Annotated in this window: 19 protein-coding genes; 1 reads left to right on the top strand and 18 read right to left on the bottom strand. The window is 48.1% G+C overall.

All coding sequences use genetic code 11. From position 1 onward, the window contains the following. Window positions 1–2,628: a YfhO family protein gene (locus BM271_RS01930; RefSeq protein ID WP_046789955.1), complete on the top strand. Its 2,628-nt coding sequence runs from the start codon at window positions 1–3 to the stop codon at window positions 2,626–2,628. 327 nt (window positions 2,629–2,955) lie between these two features. On the opposite strand, the gene rplS is transcribed toward BM271_RS01930, so the two are convergent. The 18 genes from rplS to sdaAA all read right to left on the bottom strand — a co-directional run bounded on the left by rplS (window position 2,956) and on the right by sdaAA (window position 19,584). Beyond that, on the bottom strand, window positions 2,956–3,303 hold the full coding sequence (rplS, locus tag BM271_RS01920; protein WP_046789953.1) for a 50S ribosomal protein L19: 348 nt from the start codon (window positions 3,301–3,303) through the stop codon (window positions 2,956–2,958). Window positions 3,304–3,443: 140 nt separating this feature from the next. Beyond that, window positions 3,444–4,112, bottom strand: a complete 669-nt coding sequence (trmD, locus tag BM271_RS01915; RefSeq protein WP_046789952.1) for a tRNA (guanosine(37)-N1)-methyltransferase TrmD — start codon at window positions 4,110–4,112, stop codon at window positions 3,444–3,446. Then, window positions 4,109–4,603: a ribosome maturation factor RimM gene (gene rimM, locus BM271_RS01910; RefSeq protein WP_046789951.1), complete on the bottom strand. Its 495-nt coding sequence runs from the start codon at window positions 4,601–4,603 to the stop codon at window positions 4,109–4,111. Before rimM ends, trmD begins: the two co-directional genes overlap by 4 nt. A gap of 60 nt (window positions 4,604–4,663) precedes the next feature. Next, on the bottom strand, window positions 4,664–4,891 hold the full coding sequence (locus BM271_RS01905; RefSeq protein WP_046789950.1) for a KH domain-containing protein: 228 nt from the start codon (window positions 4,889–4,891) through the stop codon (window positions 4,664–4,666). Between the two features lie 6 nt (window positions 4,892–4,897). Then, window positions 4,898–5,173 carry a 30S ribosomal protein S16 gene (gene rpsP, locus BM271_RS01900; protein WP_046789949.1) on the bottom strand — a complete coding sequence of 92 codons (276 nt, stop codon included), beginning with the start codon at window positions 5,171–5,173 and terminating at the stop codon, window positions 4,898–4,900. 98 nt (window positions 5,174–5,271) lie between these two features. Next, on the bottom strand, window positions 5,272–6,618 hold the full coding sequence (gene ffh, locus BM271_RS01895) for a signal recognition particle protein (protein WP_046789948.1): 1,347 nt from the start codon (window positions 6,616–6,618) through the stop codon (window positions 5,272–5,274). An 11-nt stretch (window positions 6,619–6,629) separates the two neighbouring features. Beyond that, the gene (locus tag BM271_RS01890) at window positions 6,630–6,965 is read right to left on the bottom strand and encodes a putative DNA-binding protein (RefSeq protein WP_046789947.1); all 336 of its coding nucleotides are present in this window, start codon (window positions 6,963–6,965) and stop codon (window positions 6,630–6,632) included. Next, window positions 6,965–8,074 carry a signal recognition particle-docking protein FtsY gene (gene ftsY / locus BM271_RS01885; RefSeq protein ID WP_046789946.1) on the bottom strand — a complete coding sequence of 370 codons (1,110 nt, stop codon included), beginning with the start codon at window positions 8,072–8,074 and terminating at the stop codon, window positions 6,965–6,967. Before ftsY ends, BM271_RS01890 begins: the two co-directional genes overlap by 1 nt. After that, complete coding sequence (smc, locus tag BM271_RS01880) at window positions 8,071–11,625, bottom strand: chromosome segregation protein SMC (protein ID WP_046789945.1); 3,555 nt, start codon at window positions 11,623–11,625, stop codon at window positions 8,071–8,073. Before smc ends, ftsY begins: the two co-directional genes overlap by 4 nt. After that, a complete protein-coding gene (gene rnc / locus BM271_RS01875) occupies window positions 11,625–12,377 on the bottom strand; it encodes a ribonuclease III (protein ID WP_046791465.1) in 753 nt (250 codons plus the stop codon). The genes smc and rnc overlap by 1 nt, the downstream gene beginning before the upstream one ends. Window positions 12,378–12,488: 111 nt before the next feature. After that, window positions 12,489–12,725 (bottom strand): acyl carrier protein, encoded by a 237-nt coding sequence (locus BM271_RS01870; protein ID WP_046789944.1) that lies wholly within the window; start codon window positions 12,723–12,725, stop codon window positions 12,489–12,491. A gap of 34 nt (window positions 12,726–12,759) precedes the next feature. Then, the gene (gene fabG / locus BM271_RS01865) at window positions 12,760–13,494 is read right to left on the bottom strand and encodes a 3-oxoacyl-[acyl-carrier-protein] reductase (RefSeq protein ID WP_046789943.1); all 735 of its coding nucleotides are present in this window, start codon (window positions 13,492–13,494) and stop codon (window positions 12,760–12,762) included. Continuing rightward, entirely contained in the window at window positions 13,487–14,392 is a 906-nt protein-coding gene (gene fabD / locus BM271_RS01860; RefSeq protein WP_046789942.1) for an ACP S-malonyltransferase, read from the bottom strand. Before fabD ends, fabG begins: the two co-directional genes overlap by 8 nt. Next, entirely contained in the window at window positions 14,389–15,393 is a 1,005-nt protein-coding gene (gene plsX / locus BM271_RS01855; RefSeq protein ID WP_234960370.1) for a phosphate acyltransferase PlsX, read from the bottom strand. The genes fabD and plsX overlap by 4 nt, the downstream gene beginning before the upstream one ends. Beyond that, complete coding sequence (fapR, locus tag BM271_RS01850) at window positions 15,362–15,943, bottom strand: transcription factor FapR (RefSeq protein ID WP_046789940.1); 582 nt, start codon at window positions 15,941–15,943, stop codon at window positions 15,362–15,364. The genes plsX and fapR overlap by 32 nt, the downstream gene beginning before the upstream one ends. Before the next feature lie 127 nt (window positions 15,944–16,070). After that, complete coding sequence (locus BM271_RS01845; protein ID WP_046789939.1) at window positions 16,071–16,742, bottom strand: class A sortase; 672 nt, start codon at window positions 16,740–16,742, stop codon at window positions 16,071–16,073. After that, window positions 16,739–18,712, bottom strand: a complete 1,974-nt coding sequence (gene recG, locus BM271_RS01840; RefSeq protein WP_052749842.1) for an ATP-dependent DNA helicase RecG — start codon at window positions 18,710–18,712, stop codon at window positions 16,739–16,741. The genes BM271_RS01845 and recG overlap by 4 nt, the downstream gene beginning before the upstream one ends. Next, the gene (sdaAA, locus tag BM271_RS01835; RefSeq protein ID WP_046789938.1) at window positions 18,712–19,584 is read right to left on the bottom strand and encodes an L-serine ammonia-lyase, iron-sulfur-dependent, subunit alpha; all 873 of its coding nucleotides are present in this window, start codon (window positions 19,582–19,584) and stop codon (window positions 18,712–18,714) included. The genes recG and sdaAA overlap by 1 nt, the downstream gene beginning before the upstream one ends. Window positions 19,585–19,587 lie beyond the last annotated feature (3 nt).

Raw genomic sequence — 19,587 nt, 5'->3', positions numbered from 1 at the left:
ATGGAGAAATTGATCAGACTGCTGAAAAAATCCAGATATTTAATGATCATTGCTGTACTGGCAGTATTCTCACATGCCTATGTGCTCTGGCGTCTCATCGCTCCGGATGATAAGAAGCAGAAGATTTTCATGACAGGCGCCAACGATGGATTGGAACAGATGCTGCCGATGCAGCTTTATCTTTATGAGAAATTCAAGGAAGGCACTTTATTCTTTGATACGGATTTTGGACTGGGGGGAGATTTTTATACAGATCTCGCCTATTACTATTCAACGAATGTGATCTATCATATCAACATTGTTTTTGTCAGTATCGGCGAGTTTTTATTCGGCTATGATACGGGAACAATCGAATTTTGGGCTTTCAACGGTTTTTTCATATCCATACTGAAGACATTCGCCATCATATTCTTCACTTATAAATTCCTGAAAGTCATCGGCGTAAAACCTGTTTATGCAATACTCGGCGGCTTCATCTTTGCAGCATCGCCCACTTATTTCAGATTTACGGTCTACTGGTCTTTTTTCAGTGATGTGTTCATCTGGCTGCCGCTTACTTTATTCGCCCTGGAGATGCTGATGAGAAAAGGGAGGCCCGGACTTTTTGTATTCACCGTCGCCCTGACTCTGATCAACAATTTCTACTTCGCCTATTTCCAATTGATCATCTCGGTCGTCTACTTCGTGATCAGACTGCTGGCGAAGCGCGAAGACGACCTGCCGAGGGCACAGGCCCTCAAACTTTCCGTCCCTTCGGCGATCATCGGTTTCGGCATTTCCACTGTTGCATTTTTCCATGCCGTCCGCGGGTTCCTGAACAATGATTCCCGTGAATACCTCGTGGAGGTGCCCTTCATTGCCGAACTCGGACCGCAGGATAACATCTTTTATGAAAATTATCTGATCGTCATTCTGTTTCTAGCTGTACAGGCACTGTTCACCCCGGTGTTGTACAAGAAATATTTCTATAAATTATTCGCCATCCTGACCATTGTGTTCATGCTGTTCACGTTGTCACCGTATATCGATACATTCTTCAATGGATTCCAGCAGCCGCAGAAACGCTGGCATTATATGCTCGTCTTCTTCCATGCGGTGCTGATCGCGCAGTATCTCGCAAACCTGAAACACGTTCCGCTTAAAACGTACGTGCTGAGCATGATTCCGGTATATATCATTCTTGGGCTCTCGGTCTGGATAGCAGAGGAAATGGTGATCTGGCTGTGGCTTGTGCCAATAGTCCAGTTTGCCGGATTGATTATTGTATCAACAAATAAAGAGCGCAGACCAGTCATCATGACACTCGCTGTACTGGTTGTCATTTTCACGATGACAGTCAGTGCTTCACACACCGAGGCGGAAATCTATCATCCGGGCATCACCGACAGGAACCATCTGTTCTACATCAACAGCAACCACTACCGGAGTGAACTGCAGCAGTACAATATCGATCATATCAAGGACATGAAATCCGCCGGACAGAAGATAGACTACAGAGTCAGAGAACAGGACAATACACCGATGTACATGGGTTTCAGCGGGACCAGCATGTACTCCAGCATCATAGCCGGCGAGATCATCGATTTTTACTATAATGACCTGAAAGTGAATTTCCCGCATGAATCCATCAGCCGGTATGCGTCGTTCCAGTCGAGGAGCAACCTTTATTCCCTGATGAAGGCGGATTATATGATGCGTGAGAATGAGGAAGGCCGCATTCCATCCAAATTCGAACCGGTTCTGACAGACGGCACCTATACCATTTACGAAAACGGGTTGCCGCTTGATTTCATACGTTTCAGCAACAACATCTATGACCCTGATGACCTCGACAACCCGATGCAGCGGGAACATGCCATGCTGAATGGGATTGTCACAGATGCTTATGAGGCGGACAGCCGAATGCCTTCTCCTGAGAATGTTCTGGATGATATCGGCATCACCTCCTTCAATGCCGATTATGACGGCCGCATCCTTGAGGTCCATGATGACGGCGGTGGACTGCGGCTTAATTTTGACGAAGTGATTGATGCACCTGCAGGAGACGAAGAGGTATATATCGAACTGCATATTGAACTGATCGATCCGGTGAAGCGGTTCACAGTCGACGTCGACGGCTATGAGAATGACCGGTTATTTGCAACAAGCAAGTACCGTACATATGCCGATGACCTCCTCTACCGCGCAGAACTGGATGAAACAATTCCGATCCAGTTCTCTTCCGGGAAATATGCGGTCGATCTCCAGGCTGTCTACATCGAAGACTACAGCACTTTGGAAGCGGCGAGTAATTCAGAGAATATGCCCCACGAAGTAATTGAACACCCGAATTCATATGAAATAAAGATAGAAGAGGGACATTCCGGACTTGCAACCGTTCCAATCATGTACAGAGATGGTGTGACAGCGACCGGCAATGCCGGCGGGGACCTCGGAGCCTTCCGGGCAAATTACCTCATGACAGGCTTTGAAGTGAATCCTGAAGACACATCCATCAGGATCAGTTACACTCCGCCTTACTATTGGCTGACGCTGGCTATTTCCCTTATTTCGCTGATTGGTGCATTCGTCTATATTGATCTTTTCGGAGTGAGGAAGTTTATTGGCGGATTGAGCAAAAGAAGTTGATTTGAAGGCACGGAACCGAGACGGTTTCGTGCTTTTTATTTTTGAATAAAGATCCTCCGGCTTTGTGTGGTGATCTCATATCAGTGATCCGGAATCATCGCCATGCAGAGACCTTCTCCATATCAGTGATCCGGAATCATTGCCCTGCAGAGATCCTTTACATATCAGTGATCCGGAATCATCGCCCTGCAGAGACCTTCTCCATATCAGTGATCCGGAATCATTGCCCTGCAGAGCATCGCATCCTCCCTCATCGACACCCATAAAAACATAAAAAAGAACCTCCTCAATCCAAAAGGATTGTGAAGGTTCTCCTCCTCTAATCTATTAGCGGAGTTCTCTGATACGTGCTGCTTTACCACGCAGGTTACGCAGGTAGTAAAGTTTCGCACGACGTACACGGCCACGGCGAGTAACTTCGAGTTTCTCGATTTTTGGCGTGTGTACAGGGAATGTACGCTCCACTCCTACACCGTAAGAGATTTTACGCACTGTGAATGTTTCGGAAATGCCTCCGCCACGGCGTTTGATTACAACACCTTCGAAGACCTGGATACGTTCACGGCTTCCCTCAACGATACGTACGTGTACACGTACTGTATCACCAGGTTTGAAATCCGGCAGATCTGTTTTCAGCTGCTCTTTTGTCAGCTCATTAATTAGTTCCTGTGACATAATTATCTTCTCCTTCTTCCAACTATCTTGCCCAACATAGCAGCGGATTGTTGTGTATGTGTGTCCTCAGACACTCGTATAATATTACCATAATCGCAGGATGCTTTCAACGGCTTTCATGAAAAATCTGCAGATATCATCTAATCACGCAGAAGATCCGGCCGTCTTTCGCGGGTACGTTTGAGACTCTGCTCATGACGCCATTCTTCGATCAGTTTATGGTTGCCGTTAAGCAGTACTTCCGGCACTTCCATGCCCCGGTATTCCCTTGGACGTGTATAATGCGGATGCTCGAGCATCCCTGTGGAGAATGAGTCCTCCTGGTGGCTCTCTTCGCGGCTCAGTACTCCCGGAATCAGACGGACGACAGCATCGGTCATCGTCATGCTGGCAAGCTCGCCGCCGGTCAGGACGTAGTCTCCGATTGAAATCTCATCCGTAACAAGAGTCCGGATGCGCTCATCATATCCTTCATAATGACCGCAGATGAAGACGATGTCCTCTTCTTCACTGAGTGATTCCGCCATTTTCTGATCGAACGGCCTGCCCTGGGGACACATCAATATGACACGCGGGTTGTCGAGATCGAGTGCATCCATGGCGTTGAATACCGGTTCAGGCTTAAGGACCATGCCCGCACCGCCGCCGTATGGATAGTCATCCACTTTGTTATGCTTGCTTTCGGAATAATCGCGGAAATTGATGAGATTGTAATCGACGATACCCTTCTCTTTCGCCCGCTTCAATATGGACGTATTCAGCACCCCTTCATACATTTCGGGAAACAGGGTCAGGTAATGGATGTTCATTCGAGCATCCCCTCCAGTGGAGATATGATAACCCGTGAATTTTCCAGGTCGACCACTTTTACCACATCTTCGATATAGGGAATCATATATTCCCTGTCACCTTTTACAACCCATACATCGTTCGCGCCCGTTTCGAATATTTCTTTCACGCGGCCGATTTTCTCCAGAGTGTCCTCAATCAGCACATCCAATCCAATGATTTCCTGGTAGTGGAATTCATTTTCGCCGAGTTCGAATTCCACAGCATCCTCTTCCTGCAGCAGCTCGGCACCTTTAAGATGTTCCACCTGATTCAAATTCCTCACCCCGCGGAACTTCAGCATATGGAAATTCTTATGCGTACGGTAGCCGTCAATGATAAAAGTTTCCCCTTTTATCTCAACTTCGGCTCCGGTGGCAAAACGCTCTTCAGTGAAATCCGAGTCACTGAGTACTTTGACTTCCCCCTGTACGCCGTGAAAGTTCACCAATCGCCCGATATTAATTTTCATCAGCTGCACCTCTTCATCATTTATTCGTTATGAATAAAAAAGACACACCGACCGGTGTGCCTAATCTACATCAACAAACACTTTCTTTGAACTGCCATGGTTTGCGCCTGACACAATAGTGCGCACCGCTTTGATTACGCGGCCGCGTTTGCCGATCACCCGGCCCACATCGTCCTCATGGACTTCAATCTTATAGGAAACATTATACTTAGTTTCCTCACTCTCGATTTTAAGTACCTCAGGATGTTCCAGCATCGGTTCAAGAATTGTTTGCAATAATTGTTTCATATGGGATTACTTCCCCAATTTCGCATTATGGTAACGTTCCATAATACCTTTATTGCTGAGGATGTTGCGAACTGTATCACTTGGTTTCGCACCATGCTGCAGCCATTCAAGCGCTTTTTCTTCATCAAGCGTTACATTGTTTTCATCTTTGGACACTGGGTTGTAGGATCCGATCTGTTCGATGATACGACCGTCTCTCGGGCTGCGTGAATCTGCAACTACGATACGGTAGTAAGGATTTCTTTTAGAACCCATGCGTGTCAATCTTAGTTTAACTGCCATTGGTAGGGTAACTCCTTTCTATATCTCAATTTCACTTTTATAACTATAACAGAAAAACAAAAACCTGTAAAGACTTTTCTCTTTACAGGTTCGAGAAATTAAAATGGCAGTCCCATATTGCCGAAAGAATTCTTTTTCCTGCCCTTCTGGCTGGTCATCTGCTTCATCATTTTCTTCATTTCACCGAACTGTTTAAGCAGTCGGTTCACTTCCTGCAGTGTACGGCCGGATCCGCGGGCAATACGTTTTTTGCGGCTTGCATTGATCTTCGCAGGATTCTCACGTTCTTCCATAGTCATAGAACGGATGATCGCCTGAACGTGATCGATTTCATTGCCGCTCATCTGCATTTTGTCGAGACCTTTGATCTTGTTCGCTCCCGGCATCATTTTGAGAAGTTCGTCAAGCGGTCCCAGGTTCTTCACTTGATCCATCTGTTCAAGGAAGTCATCGAGGGTGAAGCTCTGATCCTTGATCTTCTGCTGGAGCACTTTCTGCTCATCTTCATCCACGGTCGACTGTGCTTTTTCAATGATGGACATTACATCTCCCATGCCGAGGATCCTTTGTGCCATACGGTCCGGATGGAATGTCTCCAGTCCGTCCATCTTCTCGGACATACCTGCAAACTTGATTGGTTTTTCAGTTACGGAACGGATGGACAATGCTGCCCCGCCGCGTGTATCCCCATCAAGCTTCGTCAGTGTCACACCGGTGATATCGAGCAGATCATTGAATGATTCAGCCACATTCACGGCATCCTGCCCCGTCATGGAATCGACGACCAGCATAATTTCATCAGGTGATGCAATTTCTTTTATGTCCTTGAGTTCATCCATCAGCGCTTCGTCGATATGCAGGCGGCCGGCAGTATCGATGATCACCGTGTCCAGATGTTCCGCCTTGGCATGCGCCATCGCTTCAGTGACGATCTGCTGGGGTTTCACCTGGTCTCCGAGGGCGAATACGGGGACATCGATCTGTTTCCCCACCGTCTCAAGCTGGTCGATTGCTGCCGGACGGTAGATGTCACCTGCTACAAGCATCGGTTTTTTATTGAAATTCTTCCTTAAATGCAGTGCAAGCTTACCGGCAGTCGTTGTTTTACCCGCACCCTGCAGGCCGACCATCATGATGACAGTCGGCGGTTTCTGGCTGAGATTAATCTTCTGGTTATCCCCGCCCATCAGTTCAGTCAGTTCTTCTTTTACAATCTTGATGACCTGCTGTCCCGGCGTCAGCGACTGCATGACGTCAGAGCCGAGCGCACGTTCTTTCACCTGATTGATGAACTGCTTGACCACCTTGAAGTTAACGTCCGCTTCGAGCAGGGCAAGCCGCACTTCGCGCATCATCACTTTAATGTCCGTTTCGGACACCTTGCCTTTGCTCTTGATGCGGTCCATGGTGGCCTGGAGACGTTCTCCCAATCCTTCAAAAGCCATATATGTTCCTCCTAATCCAATGCTTCCAACCGGTTTAGAATCTCCCCTGTTTCAGAGTCGGCAGATTCATCCAGTTTATTTTTAAGCTGATTTATAAGTTCGTTTCTTGATTTGAAATTCCTGTACATACCGAGGTTTTCCTCATAGTGTTCCAGAAGATCCTTCGAGCGCTTCAGATTATCATAAACCGCCTGCCGTGTCACCTTAAGTTCTTCCGCAATTTCACTGAACGCAAAATCCTCCAGATAATAAAGTTCGATGTACCGTCTTTGCTTATCCGTCAGCAGCGAGTTGTAAAAATCATAAAGATAATTCATCCGCATTGTGCGTTCGAGTTCTTCTGTCATTATACCTCATCCTCTGCAGAATCATCTATTTCCTCTGCATTTGATATCATATCAGCAAACAGGCCGTATACATAATTCTCTGCACTGAATTCCTGCAGATCATCCAGCTGTTCGCCGAGACCGACGAATTTGACCGGAATGCCGAGTTCATTTTTAATCGCAAGTACGATGCCGCCCTTGGCCGTCCCGTCAAGCTTCGTAAGAACGATGCCGGATACGTCTGTCACTTCTTTAAAAGCTTTCGCCTGGCTCAGCGCATTCTGTCCTGTCGTTGCATCAAGTACAAGCAGAGATTCATGCGGCGCCTCCGGCACCACTTTCTGAATGACATTTTTCATTTTGGAAAGTTCATTCATCAGATTCCCTTTATTCTGAAGACGGCCTGCCGTATCACATATCAGCACATCTGTGCCGCGTTTTTTCGCTGCATTGATTGCATCGAACATGACAGCTGCCGGATCGCTTCCCTCCGACTGGCTGATGACATCCACATCGACACGCTCACCCCATACCTTCAGCTGGTTGATGGCACCCGCTCGGAAAGTATCTCCGGCGGCAAGCATGACCTGTTTGCCCTCCTGCTTATATTTATGGGCAAGCTTACCGATGCTCGTCGTCTTGCCGACACCGTTTACACCGACGACAAGAATGACTGTCAGCCCCTGCTCCTGAATATTGACCGTTTCCGGCAGATCATCATTCCGTTCATAGATTTCAACCATCTTTTCAACGATCGTCTCTTTCAAGTCCGCAGTATCCGTAATATTTTCCACTTTTGCCACATGGCGCAGTTCATCTGTCAGTTCCATTACGGTATTGAAGCCGACATCGGCGGAAATGAGCACTTCCTCCAGAGCTTCAAAGAAATCTTCATCGACAGTACGATAGCGTGCCATCAGTTCATTGATTTCATTCTGGAATTTCTCGCGGCTTTTTTCAAGGCCGGCCTTGAATTTATAGCCGATCTGTTCCTGTTCCCACTCTTCAAACGCTTCAATGCTGATGAGGCCGTCATCGAGTTTCTCATGCTGTGCTTCTGCCGATTGTTCCTCTGCCTCTTTTTCTTTATTCGGCTGGAATCTGTCTTTTAATCGTTTAAGAAAGCTCACACCGTCTCTTCCTCTCTCACTTTTTCTTCATAGTTCTTAAGGTCTACACTGATGAGCTGGCTGACACCGCGTTCCTGCATCGTCACACCAAACAGCCGGTCACTCTGTTCCATTGTACCTTTTCTGTGTGTGATGACGATGAATTGTGTATTTACCGCCAGCTGTTTCAAATACTGCGCGTAGCGCAGAACATTCGATTCGTCCAGAGCCGCTTCCACCTCGTCCAGAATGATGAACGGGCTGACGCGGACTTTCAACACGCTGAATAAAAGGCTGATTGCCGTCAGTGCACGCTCTCCTCCGGAAAGCAGCGAAAGGGACGACAATTTCTTGCCGGGAGGCTGGGCATAGATTTCCACGCCGGACTCCAGATAATTATCTTCATCCGTCAGTCTTAGTTCCGCCTGGCCCCCGCCGAACATCTCTTTGAACACATTGCCGAAATGCTCGTTCACCTGTTCGAACGCCTCCTGGAACCTGACAGAGACTTCCTCATCCATCTCACCAATCACTTCAAGCAGGGTCGACCTTGCTTCAAGCAGATCCGCTTCCTGGCTTTTCAGGAACTGATAGCGTTCATTGACGCGGTCGAACTCTTCGATTGCACCAAGGTTCACAGGCCCAAGTTCTTCGATGCTCTTCTTGTTGAGTGAAATCTTCATGCGTTTCTGATCGATATCCGAGAAATCATCATATTCTTCCCGCGCCTTTTCATAGGTCATCTTGTAATTTTCGGAAAGATATTCGATCTTCTGTTCTATTTTAACATCTAATTTCTCTTTTTTCCCTGTATGATTGCGTAATGTTTCCTGACATTCCTCCAATTCTTTTGAAGTCCTGTCCCGTTCCTCAACAATTGAATTATACTCTTTCCTGATTTCATGCTGCAGTCCGGAGACTTCGTCAGTCTCAGCATACAGTTTCTCCACTTCTGCAGTCAGTTCCTGCTCCTCTTTTTCCAGAGCATCGAGATCCATGCCGCCGAGGTCTTCTGCCACCAGCCGCTGCTGAGCTTCTGTTTCTTCGATTGCTTCCTGGACGTCATGCAGTTCGGAACCGAGCCTTTCTTTTTCGGCACTGTTATGGCTGATGCGTTCCCTGACAGCTGTATATTCCCGCTCAATCTCATGAGCTTCATCAGTGAGGAGGGCAAGCTTCTGCTTCTTATCCTTATCCGAAGCACTCATCATGCGGATGTGCTCATCCAGCTTCTGAAGCTTGTCCTCCGCTTCTTTGATCAGTCCCTCAAAATCTCGTTCTTCATTTACATGTCCGAGGGATTTAAGCTCTTCTTCGAGCACTGCCATGGTTTCCGCTTTTGCTTCAAGCTGATATCCGAGACGGTCTGCAGCGGATTCTGTCTGTTCGTGCTTTTCAGCGAGAGTTTCACCGGTGCTTTCGAGTTTTGATAGCTGCTCCATCTGACCGGCAACTTCTCCGCCCAGCTTTTTAACAGTGTCTTTCATGTGTTCGAGCTTGTTTTTGTACTCTGCAAGTTTCTCTTCTGTTTCCGCCATGTCCCTCTGGCTCTCGATGATGGAGTTCTTTGTATTTCTGGAACCCCCGCTCATCGCACCGCCAGGCATAATCGTTTCGCCGTCCATTGTGACAATGCGCGCACGGTGATTGATCGAGCGTGCCAATATTCCTGCGTCATCAATGTTTTTAGTGACGATTGTCGTCCCGAGCAGGTGGTCTACAACGTCCTTGATATCCGGATCTGCCTCGGCAATATCAGCCATCACCCTGGCCTCAACCTCAGCATTTTCAACCTGTGCCCTTATATCCCCTGAAAGTGATCTCGGTCGGATGACGTCCATCGGAAGAAATGTAGCAAAACCGCTCTTTTTCTCCTTCAGGTGGCGGATTGCCTTTTTGGCATCCTGCTCGGTTGCCATGATGATATTCTGTGCTTGTGCACCAAGAGCAGTATCGAGGGCGACCATATATGAATTCTCTGTTGATATCAATTCCCCGACAGAGCCGCGGACACCGGACACCTTATCGCGATTCTTTAATATCGCCCGGACACCCGGATAATAGCCGCGATATTCATTCTGCATATTTTTGAGCATTTCGAGTTTTGATGACTGCTGTTCGATGAAACGGTTCGCCTTATGGAGCTTCTCCCGTTCTGCATCATATTTTTGATTGAGTTCTGCAAGATTTCTTTTCTCATCAAGATATTTTTCCCTGGCATGAGCGAGTTCTGATTTTGTCTTCTCTTTCTTGTCAACCAGTGCATCATGCTCCGATTTTTCTGTATCGTAATCATTTCTGAGCGCAGCGAGTCTCTCTTCTTTTTGACGGAGACTGCCGTCCAGACGGGATTTTTCCGATTCTTCACGGCGCTGGTCGTTTTCAAGCGTTGTCTTCTCGACCATCAGATCATAATAGCTGTCTTTGAGCTTTTCGATCTCGTCACCCCGGTCTTTGGTCAGATACTTTTTCTGTTCATCCGTATCCGACAGGGATTTTTTGAGCATTAATGCAGTTTCGTTCAAAGATGCAGCCGTCCGGTCCACTTCATCAGCTTTGGCCGCAAGCGTTTCCTTTCTCGCCTGCTGTTCCGACAGACGGACCTTCAGTTCCTCTACAAGCTGGCCTTTGTTGTTCTTGCGTTCTTTGTAAAGTTCGATGCGGCCGCCCGTATTCTCGAGACGTCTGGACAGCTCCACCAGTCTGCTGTTCAGTTCCCTGTTTTTACTGTCATGCCTGTCCCTGGCCGATCCGAGCTCTGACATCTTCTGCTCCATCTGCTGGAGTTTTGCCCGGCAGTCCTCCGCCTTCTTTTCAATTTCCTCATAAGCCTCTTCCTCCGTCCGGAGAATGGTCATGAGTGCATTGATATCATAGGCGGTCACTTCGATGTCACTGCGGCTTATTTCTTCTTTCAGGGCCAGATATTCTTTGGCATTCGCGCTCTCCCGCTCCAGTTTATTCACTCTGGATTCGAGCTCCTGGATGATGTCATTTACACGGCTCAGGTTCTGCGCCGTATCCTCCAGCCTTTTTTCGGACTCTTTCTTTCTGAGCTTATATTTCATCACGCCTGCAGTCTCTTCAATCAGGTTCCTGCGCTGTTCCGGCCGCGCCTTCAGCACTTCATCCACTTCGCCCTGGGAAATGATGTTATAAGCATTTTTCCCGAGACCGGAATCAAGGAAAAGTTCATTGATCTCCTTCAGCCTGCACTTATCGTCATTGATATAGTATTCGCTGTCGCCGTTCCGGTACAGCTTGCGTGTGATGTTCACTGTGTCTTCACCAACCGAAAGTTTCCTGGACTGATTATCAAGGACAAGGCGTACATAGGCATAGTTCATCGACTTTCTGCCGGATGAGCCATTGAAGATGACATCTTCCATCTTCACACCGCGTATGCTCCGTGCAGACTGCTCACCGAGTACCCAGCGGATTGCATCGGTGATGTTACTTTTTCCGCTGCCATTCGGGCCGACTACTGCCGTAACACCCGAATCGAATTTTATATTCACTTTATCCGCAAATGATTTGAAGCCGTGGGCTTCTATCGCTTTCAAATATACCATCAGTGGTTCTCCCCGCCATTCGTTTCACTTAATGCCTGTTCAGCAGCACGCTGTTCGGATTCTTTCTTGGAACGTCCAAACCCTTTTCCGATCAGCCGGCTGTCCATATATACGCCTGTGACAAAAGTCTTGTCATGGCTTGGACCAGTCGCTTCAATCAGCTTATACTCAACCGACTTCCTGTAGTTCCTGTGCATATGCTCCTGCAGTGCAGTCTTGTAATCCACTGCTGCATTATATTTTGCATCTTTCACTTCCGGGAAGACAAATGCCTCCAGGAACTTCCTCGCAGACTCTGTCCCCTGATCGAGATACAGGGCGCCGAGGAATGCTTCAAAAGTGTCGGATATGATGGAAGGCCGTTTTCTTCCACCAGTTTTCTCTTCTCCCCGGCCGAGCATGATGAGTGGTTCCATGCGCAGTTTGGAGGCGAATACTACAAGTGAGGGTTCACACACGATATTGGCTCTTAACTTTGTCAGATCACCTTCGGGCAATTGATCGAACCTGCTGTATATATAGTCTGAAACCATCAATTCTAGTACTGCATCGCCGAGAAATTCCAGTCTTTCATTATTGTAGATTTTATTGAGCTGCAGGTCGTTGATGTATGAGCTGTGCATAAATGCCTGTACATATAATGCTTCATCATTGATCACAATGCCTGTCCGTTCCAGAAATCCCACGAACTCCCTGCGGAATGCCGCAAGCCCTGTTTTGGCATGTGCATCTTTTTCTATTATATTTTCCATCTCTTTGAATTCCATAACACTCACTCCCATCATCTTATTCTAAATGAATATTCATTCGAATAAAAGTTTTCATACAAAAATAAAATCCACTCCGGAAAGTGGATTTTATAATTAGTTTGCTTCTAGTTTGTCAATGTAATTAAGAGCGTCGCCTACTGTATTGATCTTTTCAGCTTCCTCATCTGGAATTTCCATCTCGAACTCGTCTTCGAGTTCCATAACTAGTTCAGCAATATCTAAAGAGTCTGCACCAAGGTCATCTTTAAAAGATGCTTCCTTCGTCACTTTCTCTTCATCAATACCAAGTTTGTCGACAATTATGTCTTTTACTTTATCAAAGTTTGCCATCAAAATTCACCTCCCTCCAATAATAGCATAGGTCCTACCCCATGTACATACCGCCGTTGACGTGTATTGTCTGGCCTGTAATGTACTTTGCGGAGCCGGATGCAAGAAACTTCACAGTCTCCGATATATCGTCCACTGTACCGAAATGATTCAGCGGTATCTGGCCGAGCATCTGTTCTTTAATGTCATCGGAGAGAACATCTGTCATATCACTTTCAATGAACCCGGGCGCCACTGCGTTGACTGTGATGCCTTTGGGTGCAAGTTCACGCGCGACAGACTTGGTAATGCCGTCGATTCCGGCTTTGGAAGCGACATAGTTTGTCTGACCAGGATTGCCGAGCGAACCGACGATACTTGAGATGTTGATAATCCTCCCTCCCTTTTGGCGGATCATCGGCCGGGATACACTCTGGATGACGTTGAATGCACCCTTTAGGTTCACATCTATCACCTGGTTCCATTCATCCTCCTTCATTCTCATGAGAAGGTTGTCTTTGGTGACTCCGGCATTGTTGACGACAAGGTCGATCGACCCGTATGTGTCAGTAATGTATTTGATCATCGCTTTGACATCATCGTAGTTCTGTACGTGGCACTGATATGCCTCGGCCGTGCCGCCCTCACTGTTGATTTCATCAGCCACGCCCTCGGCCTTTTCCCTGGAACCGGAATAGTTCACTATAACAGTATACTCTTTACCCAGCGAGAGCGCGATACTTTTCCCTATTCCGCGAGATGCGCCGGTAACTAATGCTATTTTACTCATTTTGAAACTCCTTTACCTGTTCCATCGTATCGATATTCTTCGTGCTCACGGAACGGTCGATTTTTCTTATCAGGCCGCTCAGGACTTTCTTCGGTCCGACTTCAACCGCGGATCCGGTCCCGGCCGACACTGCCGCCTGTACACATTCTGTAAAGCGTACAGGACTTGTGATCTGTTCTATAAGCTGCGCTTTGATGACTTGCGGATCTGTTTCAAGCCTGGCTGAAACATTTTGAATCACGGGGATAACCGGTGTACTGAACTCGATTCCGGATACAAAATCACTGAATTCTTTTTTTGCATCGTCCATCAGATGGGAGTGGAATGCTCCCGATACGTTAAGCGGCATGACGCGTCTTGCCCCTTTCTCTTTTGCCTTGGCCGCGAATTCCTCCACAAGCGCTGCATCACCGGACACAACCGTCTGATCGGGTGCATTCAGATTCGCCGGCTGCACACGCCGCGTCTCTGTCGAGAGATCATCACAGAGTGCCTGCAGGTCAGTGAGATCCATACCGATGACGGCAGCCATGCCGCCGCCTTCCGATTTGCTCATGAGTTCACCGCGCTTGGCGACGATTTTGATGCCGTCCTGTATATTCAGTACTCCTGCATGGACAAGCGCAGGCAGTTCACCGAGGCTGTGGCCGAGGACCATGTCGCCTTTGATGCCGGCAGCTGCAAGCACAGCAAGGCTGTGTGCGAACAGTGCAGGCTGTGTATATTCAGTCTGGTTCAGCCGTGTGTCTTCCTCGAACATGATGGATTTCAGATCGAAATCCACATTCATGAATATTTCATCCAGGACCGTACGGCCTTCTGAGGATGATTCATAGATGTCTTTGGCCATCCCGTTGTACTGGGCACCCTGGCCCGGGAATAGTATCAGTCGTTTCATGCATTCTCCTCGATTCTTTCTTTGATTTTTTCAATGGCGTTGGAAGCCGCCATTTTTTCAGCCTGTCTGAGGGCGGAGACGATTGCCACGGAGTCGCTGGAACCATGTGCTTTCAGTACATTGCCGTTCAGGCCCAGCAACGGTGCTCCACCGTACTGCCGGTAATCCAGCAGATCTTTCACTGCTTTAAAATCGTTTTTAAGAACCATTGCCGCCATTTTGTTCTTGGTGCTTTTCAGGAATACATCCTTGACTTCACTCATGAGTGCGGAGGCCGTCCCTTCAATCGTCTTCAGGACGACGTTCCCGGTAAATCCGTCCGTCACTGCGATATCTGCATCTCCGGAGAGGATATCCCTCGTTTCGAAATTACCGATGAAGTTCATATCGCTTTCTTTCAGCAGTTTGAACGTTTCCTTCGTCAGTTCGCTGCCTTTGTTTTCTTCACTGCCGTTATTGATGAGTCCCACTGCAGGGTTTGTGCGGCCCGCAATTTCACGCATATAGATGTCAGCCATGACAGCGAACTGTTCCAGATGCTTGGGTTTGTTCTCGGCATTGGCCCCCATGTCAAGGAGCATCATCCCCTTGCCGTCAATGCTTGGCAGCAGGGTGCCGATGGCAGGACGCTCGATGCCTTTGATGCGGCCGACAACGAACAGACCCGCACTCATCAGTGCTCCTGTGTTCCCTGCCGATACACATGCTGCCACTTCACCGTCTTTGACAGCTTTGCATGCTCTGACCAGTGAACTGTCCTTCTTTCTTTTTACGGAACGGACAGGATCATCATCGGATTCTATCTTTTCTGTGACCTCGATGAATTCAACACGCGGATGATCGCCCGTGTAGGCTCCCTTCATCCCGTACAATTTCACTTGCAGCGTTTCATTTTCCTCTACAGCAGCCAGAACACCCTTTTCTATTTCGCCGGGAGCATTGTCGCCGCCCATTAGATCTACTGCAACTTTAACCATTTTTTTCACCTTCATCTGTTTCATCTGTATAGTACATTTCAAATCGTCCTTTGAAGACCATCTTCTGATCCACTCTGGATGTGACGGTGATTATCGCCGTATGACCATCCATTTTCTCCACCATTGCTTTGGAAATCACTTTATCACCAAGCTTTGACGGTCTTGTGAATTCGATGTCTGCGGACTTCGTCAATGCGAGGGGCTCATCAATCACTGCCACGCACAGCGAATTTGCCTGGGCGAACAGATAATGTCCCCGCGCAATTTTATTCTTCTGGAATACATGCCCGTCCTCCACTATAAACAGGGACAGCGCATGGCTGTTCAGTTCTATATCAATTATTTCACCAATGACTTCCTGTAATGAGAGGCTCCGGATCTTTTCCGTCTCTTCTCTTGCAACATGTTTGATCCGTTCCCTGAGTTCAGGTATGTTCAATTCAAGCCGGTCCAGACGGATTGTCTGTATACTGACCTCGAACATTTCGGAAAGCAGTTCATCCGTCAGAAAAGGATCCGTCGACACTTTCTCCAAAAGGAGCTCCTGGCGCTCTTTTTTCTTATATCTTGCCATATGATGACCTCATTTAGTAGTTGGTACTAACATCAGTATATATAAGTGCCTTTCTGATTTCAATTGAAATCAGTATAAACTTCATAAAAAAATGGCTGCTTCTTTCAAGAAGTAACCATTTTAACTTTCAGTCTGTAATTGTCGCTTTTACGATCATCCGCTTTTCAAAAAGGAGTGTGTCAGGATTGTAGTCTTCACAGGTGATGAGCGTGAGCTGCTGAGGCTGCCCTTTCCGCTGGTCCATCACTTCCACCTGTGAGGGATTGACATCGAATATATCCGTTATTTCATATTGACGCGTCTCTTCATCCGTAATGAATTCAATCCTGTCGCCGACCGACGCCCGGTCCAGATAGTTGAACCGGATACCCGCACCTTCTACACGGTGGCCGGCAATCGGTATGTTCTGCATATCTAGATGATCGGTGTCATTGACAAAAGAAACACCGTTACGCATCTTTTCCTCCGTCACGGGTCCGCTGAACACCGGCTCATTGATGCCGGCCGATTCGATTTTCAGGACTCCGGCCATCCCTTCCCCGATATTGATTCCTGACTGTGCAGCGTCCGGCTCACCGGAGACACCATCTGACGCATCCGGGTCTCCTCCGTCTGTACTGATGCCGGTGATCATCGATTCCAGCTGCCCGACTTCGACTGACGAGTCTCCGTCCCGGTAGGCTTCGATGATGCGGTCATTGACACGGTCGGTGAAAAACTCCCGGATATCCTGCCAGAAGAAAAGTACGACAGCCGAAAGCATCAGGATAATCCCCAGTAATCTTAGAAATAATCTCATGCGTTTTTCCTCATTTCTCCTGACAGCTCTATTGCACTGAGGCGTGCATGCTCAAGTATTCTGTAATCCTCGGCAAGGTCCGCGACTTTGAATTCCGGCAGTCCGCTCTGTCTGACACCGAAGTAGTCACCCGGCCCCCGCATTTCCAGATCCTGCTCACTGAGTTCAAATCCATCAGTCGTGGAAGTCATGATATCGATCCTCTGTTTTGCGTTTTCAGTTTTCGGATCGCTGACGAGTGCGCAATAACTCTGCCTGTCACTCCGTCCCACTCTCCCGCGCAGCTGGTGGAGTGTGGACAGGCCGAAACGTTCGGCATTGAAGATAACCATATAAGTGGCATTCGGCACGTTGATGCCGACTTCGATCACTGTCGTCGATACAAGAACCGGTTTCTCAAGCCGTTCGAAGCGGCCCATACCCTCCGCTTTCTCTGCAGATTTCATCCGGCCGTGCACAAGTTCAACCTGTTCTTCGCCGAAATAATCCAGGAACATCTGGTAGATTTCCTGGACATTCTTCAAGTCCAGCGTCTCCGATTCTTCTATCAGCGGGGCTACGATATAGGCGTTGTGCCCCTTTTTGACTTCTGCAGCGATGGACGCTATTACTTCTTCCACTTCTTCGTAGCGCCGCCAGTAGGTTTCAACCGGTTTGCGGCCTTTCGGCATTTCCCTGATGATGGATACATCCATGTCACCGAACGTGGTGATTGAAAGTGTCCTCGGAATCGGCGTCGCTGTCATATAAAGCACGTTCTTGCGATGTGCCTTATCATTCAGTCTCTTCCTCTGATTGACTCCGAAACGGTGCTGCTCATCGGTAATGATCAATGACAGTCTGTCAAAATAGACGTCATCCTCAATCAGAGAATGTGTGCCGATAATCAGATCGATTTCACCTGACTCAAGCCGTGTCACGATTTCCATCTTTTCCTTTTTGGTTGTCGTACCGGTCAGTTTGGCAATCGTGAGACGGCCGCCGAATGTATCGATGAACGACTGGTAATGCTGGTTTGCCAATACTTCCGTCGGCACCATCACGGCCGTTTGCTCGCCGATCGTCTTCACCGCATATGCGGCGATGCCTGCAACAATCGTCTTACCGCTCCCTACGTCACCCTGGAGAAGCCGGTGCATGGAAACATTCTGTTTCAGGTCACGGCATATTTCATTCGTGCATTTCTTCTGGTCCCCTGTGAGATCGAACGGCAGGGTGTCTATGAATGCTTTCAGTTCATCAATGTCATAGTCAATGATGTAGCGCTCATTTCTGACACGCTCTTCCTGCCTCTTCTCCATCAGTCTCAACTGGAACATGAACAGCTCATAAAATTTGATGGTGCGCCGGCCTTCTTTGATGTCATGCTGGCTTTTCGGAAAATGGATCAGCCTCAAAGCTTCCCTTACTGACAGCAGACGGTATTTGCTTTTTACCGCCTCAGGCAGATCATAGTTGAATGAAAATGCATGGAACACTTCGGCGACAATCTTATTGAATGTTTTTGAGTGCATGACTTTGCCCATCGGATATTTCACACGGAAACCTTCTCCCGCTTCGAATATCAGACGCTGGCCATTGATTTCCAACTTATGCTTCAGATATTTTCCGGACAGTCTTACTTCTTCCCCGATGATCAGTTTATCTTTCAGATAGGGCTGGTTGAAAAATATGACCTTCACATATATGCCGTCGATTTCCATAAAGACTGTCAGACGGTTTTTGCCGCCTCTGAACCAGGCAAGGGCCGGCTCTGTTTTAACAGTGCCCTGAACCGTGACCTTATCATTATTTTCAGCATCATTCAGGTTCATGACGCTCAGGTTCTCATAGTTGTTCGGAATATGGAATACTACGTCATTGACAGTTTCAATCCCGATGGACATCAGCTTTTCTGCCACTTTCGGACCCACACCTTTTAAGATTCCGACTGGTTTCTCAGGAGTTATGACCTGATACATCGCCACCATTACTGGCCACCGAAGATTTCCTGTTTCAGACGTTCCCCTGTCGGTGTAGCCGCAAGACCTCCGCGGCCCGTCTCACGCAGTGCCGAAGGCATGGTGAGACCGATTTTGTACATTGCTTCCACAACTTCATCCGCCGGAATCCTCGATTCAATTCCAGCGAGTGCCATATCAGCGGCCGTCAGTGCGTTGCTTGCGCCGGCAGCGTTCCGTTTGACGCAGGGCACTTCCACCAGGCCTGCGACAGGATCGCAGACCAGCCCGAGCATATTTTTAAGAGCGATTGCAAAACCATGGGCGCTCATAGCCGGTGTGCCGCCGGCCATTTCGACAAGGGCGGCCGCCGCCATGGCGCTGGCACTGCCCACTTCCGCCTGGCAGCCGCCGGCCGCACCTGAAATACTTGCATTATTCGCCACGACGAAACCGAAGGCACCTGAAGTAAACAGGAATTTGATCATGTCCTCCCGGGAGACGTCATGCTTCTCCTTCATGGCGAACAATACGCCCGGTACAACACCTGCGGATCCTGCCGTCGGAGTTGCGCAGATTTTACCCATGGCAGCGTTCACTTCATTCGTACTGACTGCGTGGGCAATGGCATAAAGCGTGAGATCCCCGCTCAGGCCCTTTCCACTTTCGATGTACTTCTTCATCTTGACTGCATCCATCCCTGTCAGCCCTGTAGTGCTTGTGACACCCGCAATGCCCTCTTCCACTGCAGATTCCATCACTTCCAGATTTCTCTCCATATCTTTATATACATCAAGGTAAGAGCGGCCTGTCACTTCCATCTCCTGGCTGATCATAACATCGGCAATTGATTCCTGTTCACTGTTTGCCGTTTCCACCAACTGATCTATACTGTTGAACATATA

Origin of the sequence: Salinicoccus halodurans (assembly GCF_900114445.1) — a bacterium.
GTDB classification, from domain to species: Bacteria; Bacillota; Bacilli; order Staphylococcales; family Salinicoccaceae; genus Salinicoccus; species Salinicoccus halodurans.
This window is presented reverse-complemented; position numbering and strand designations above follow the sequence as displayed.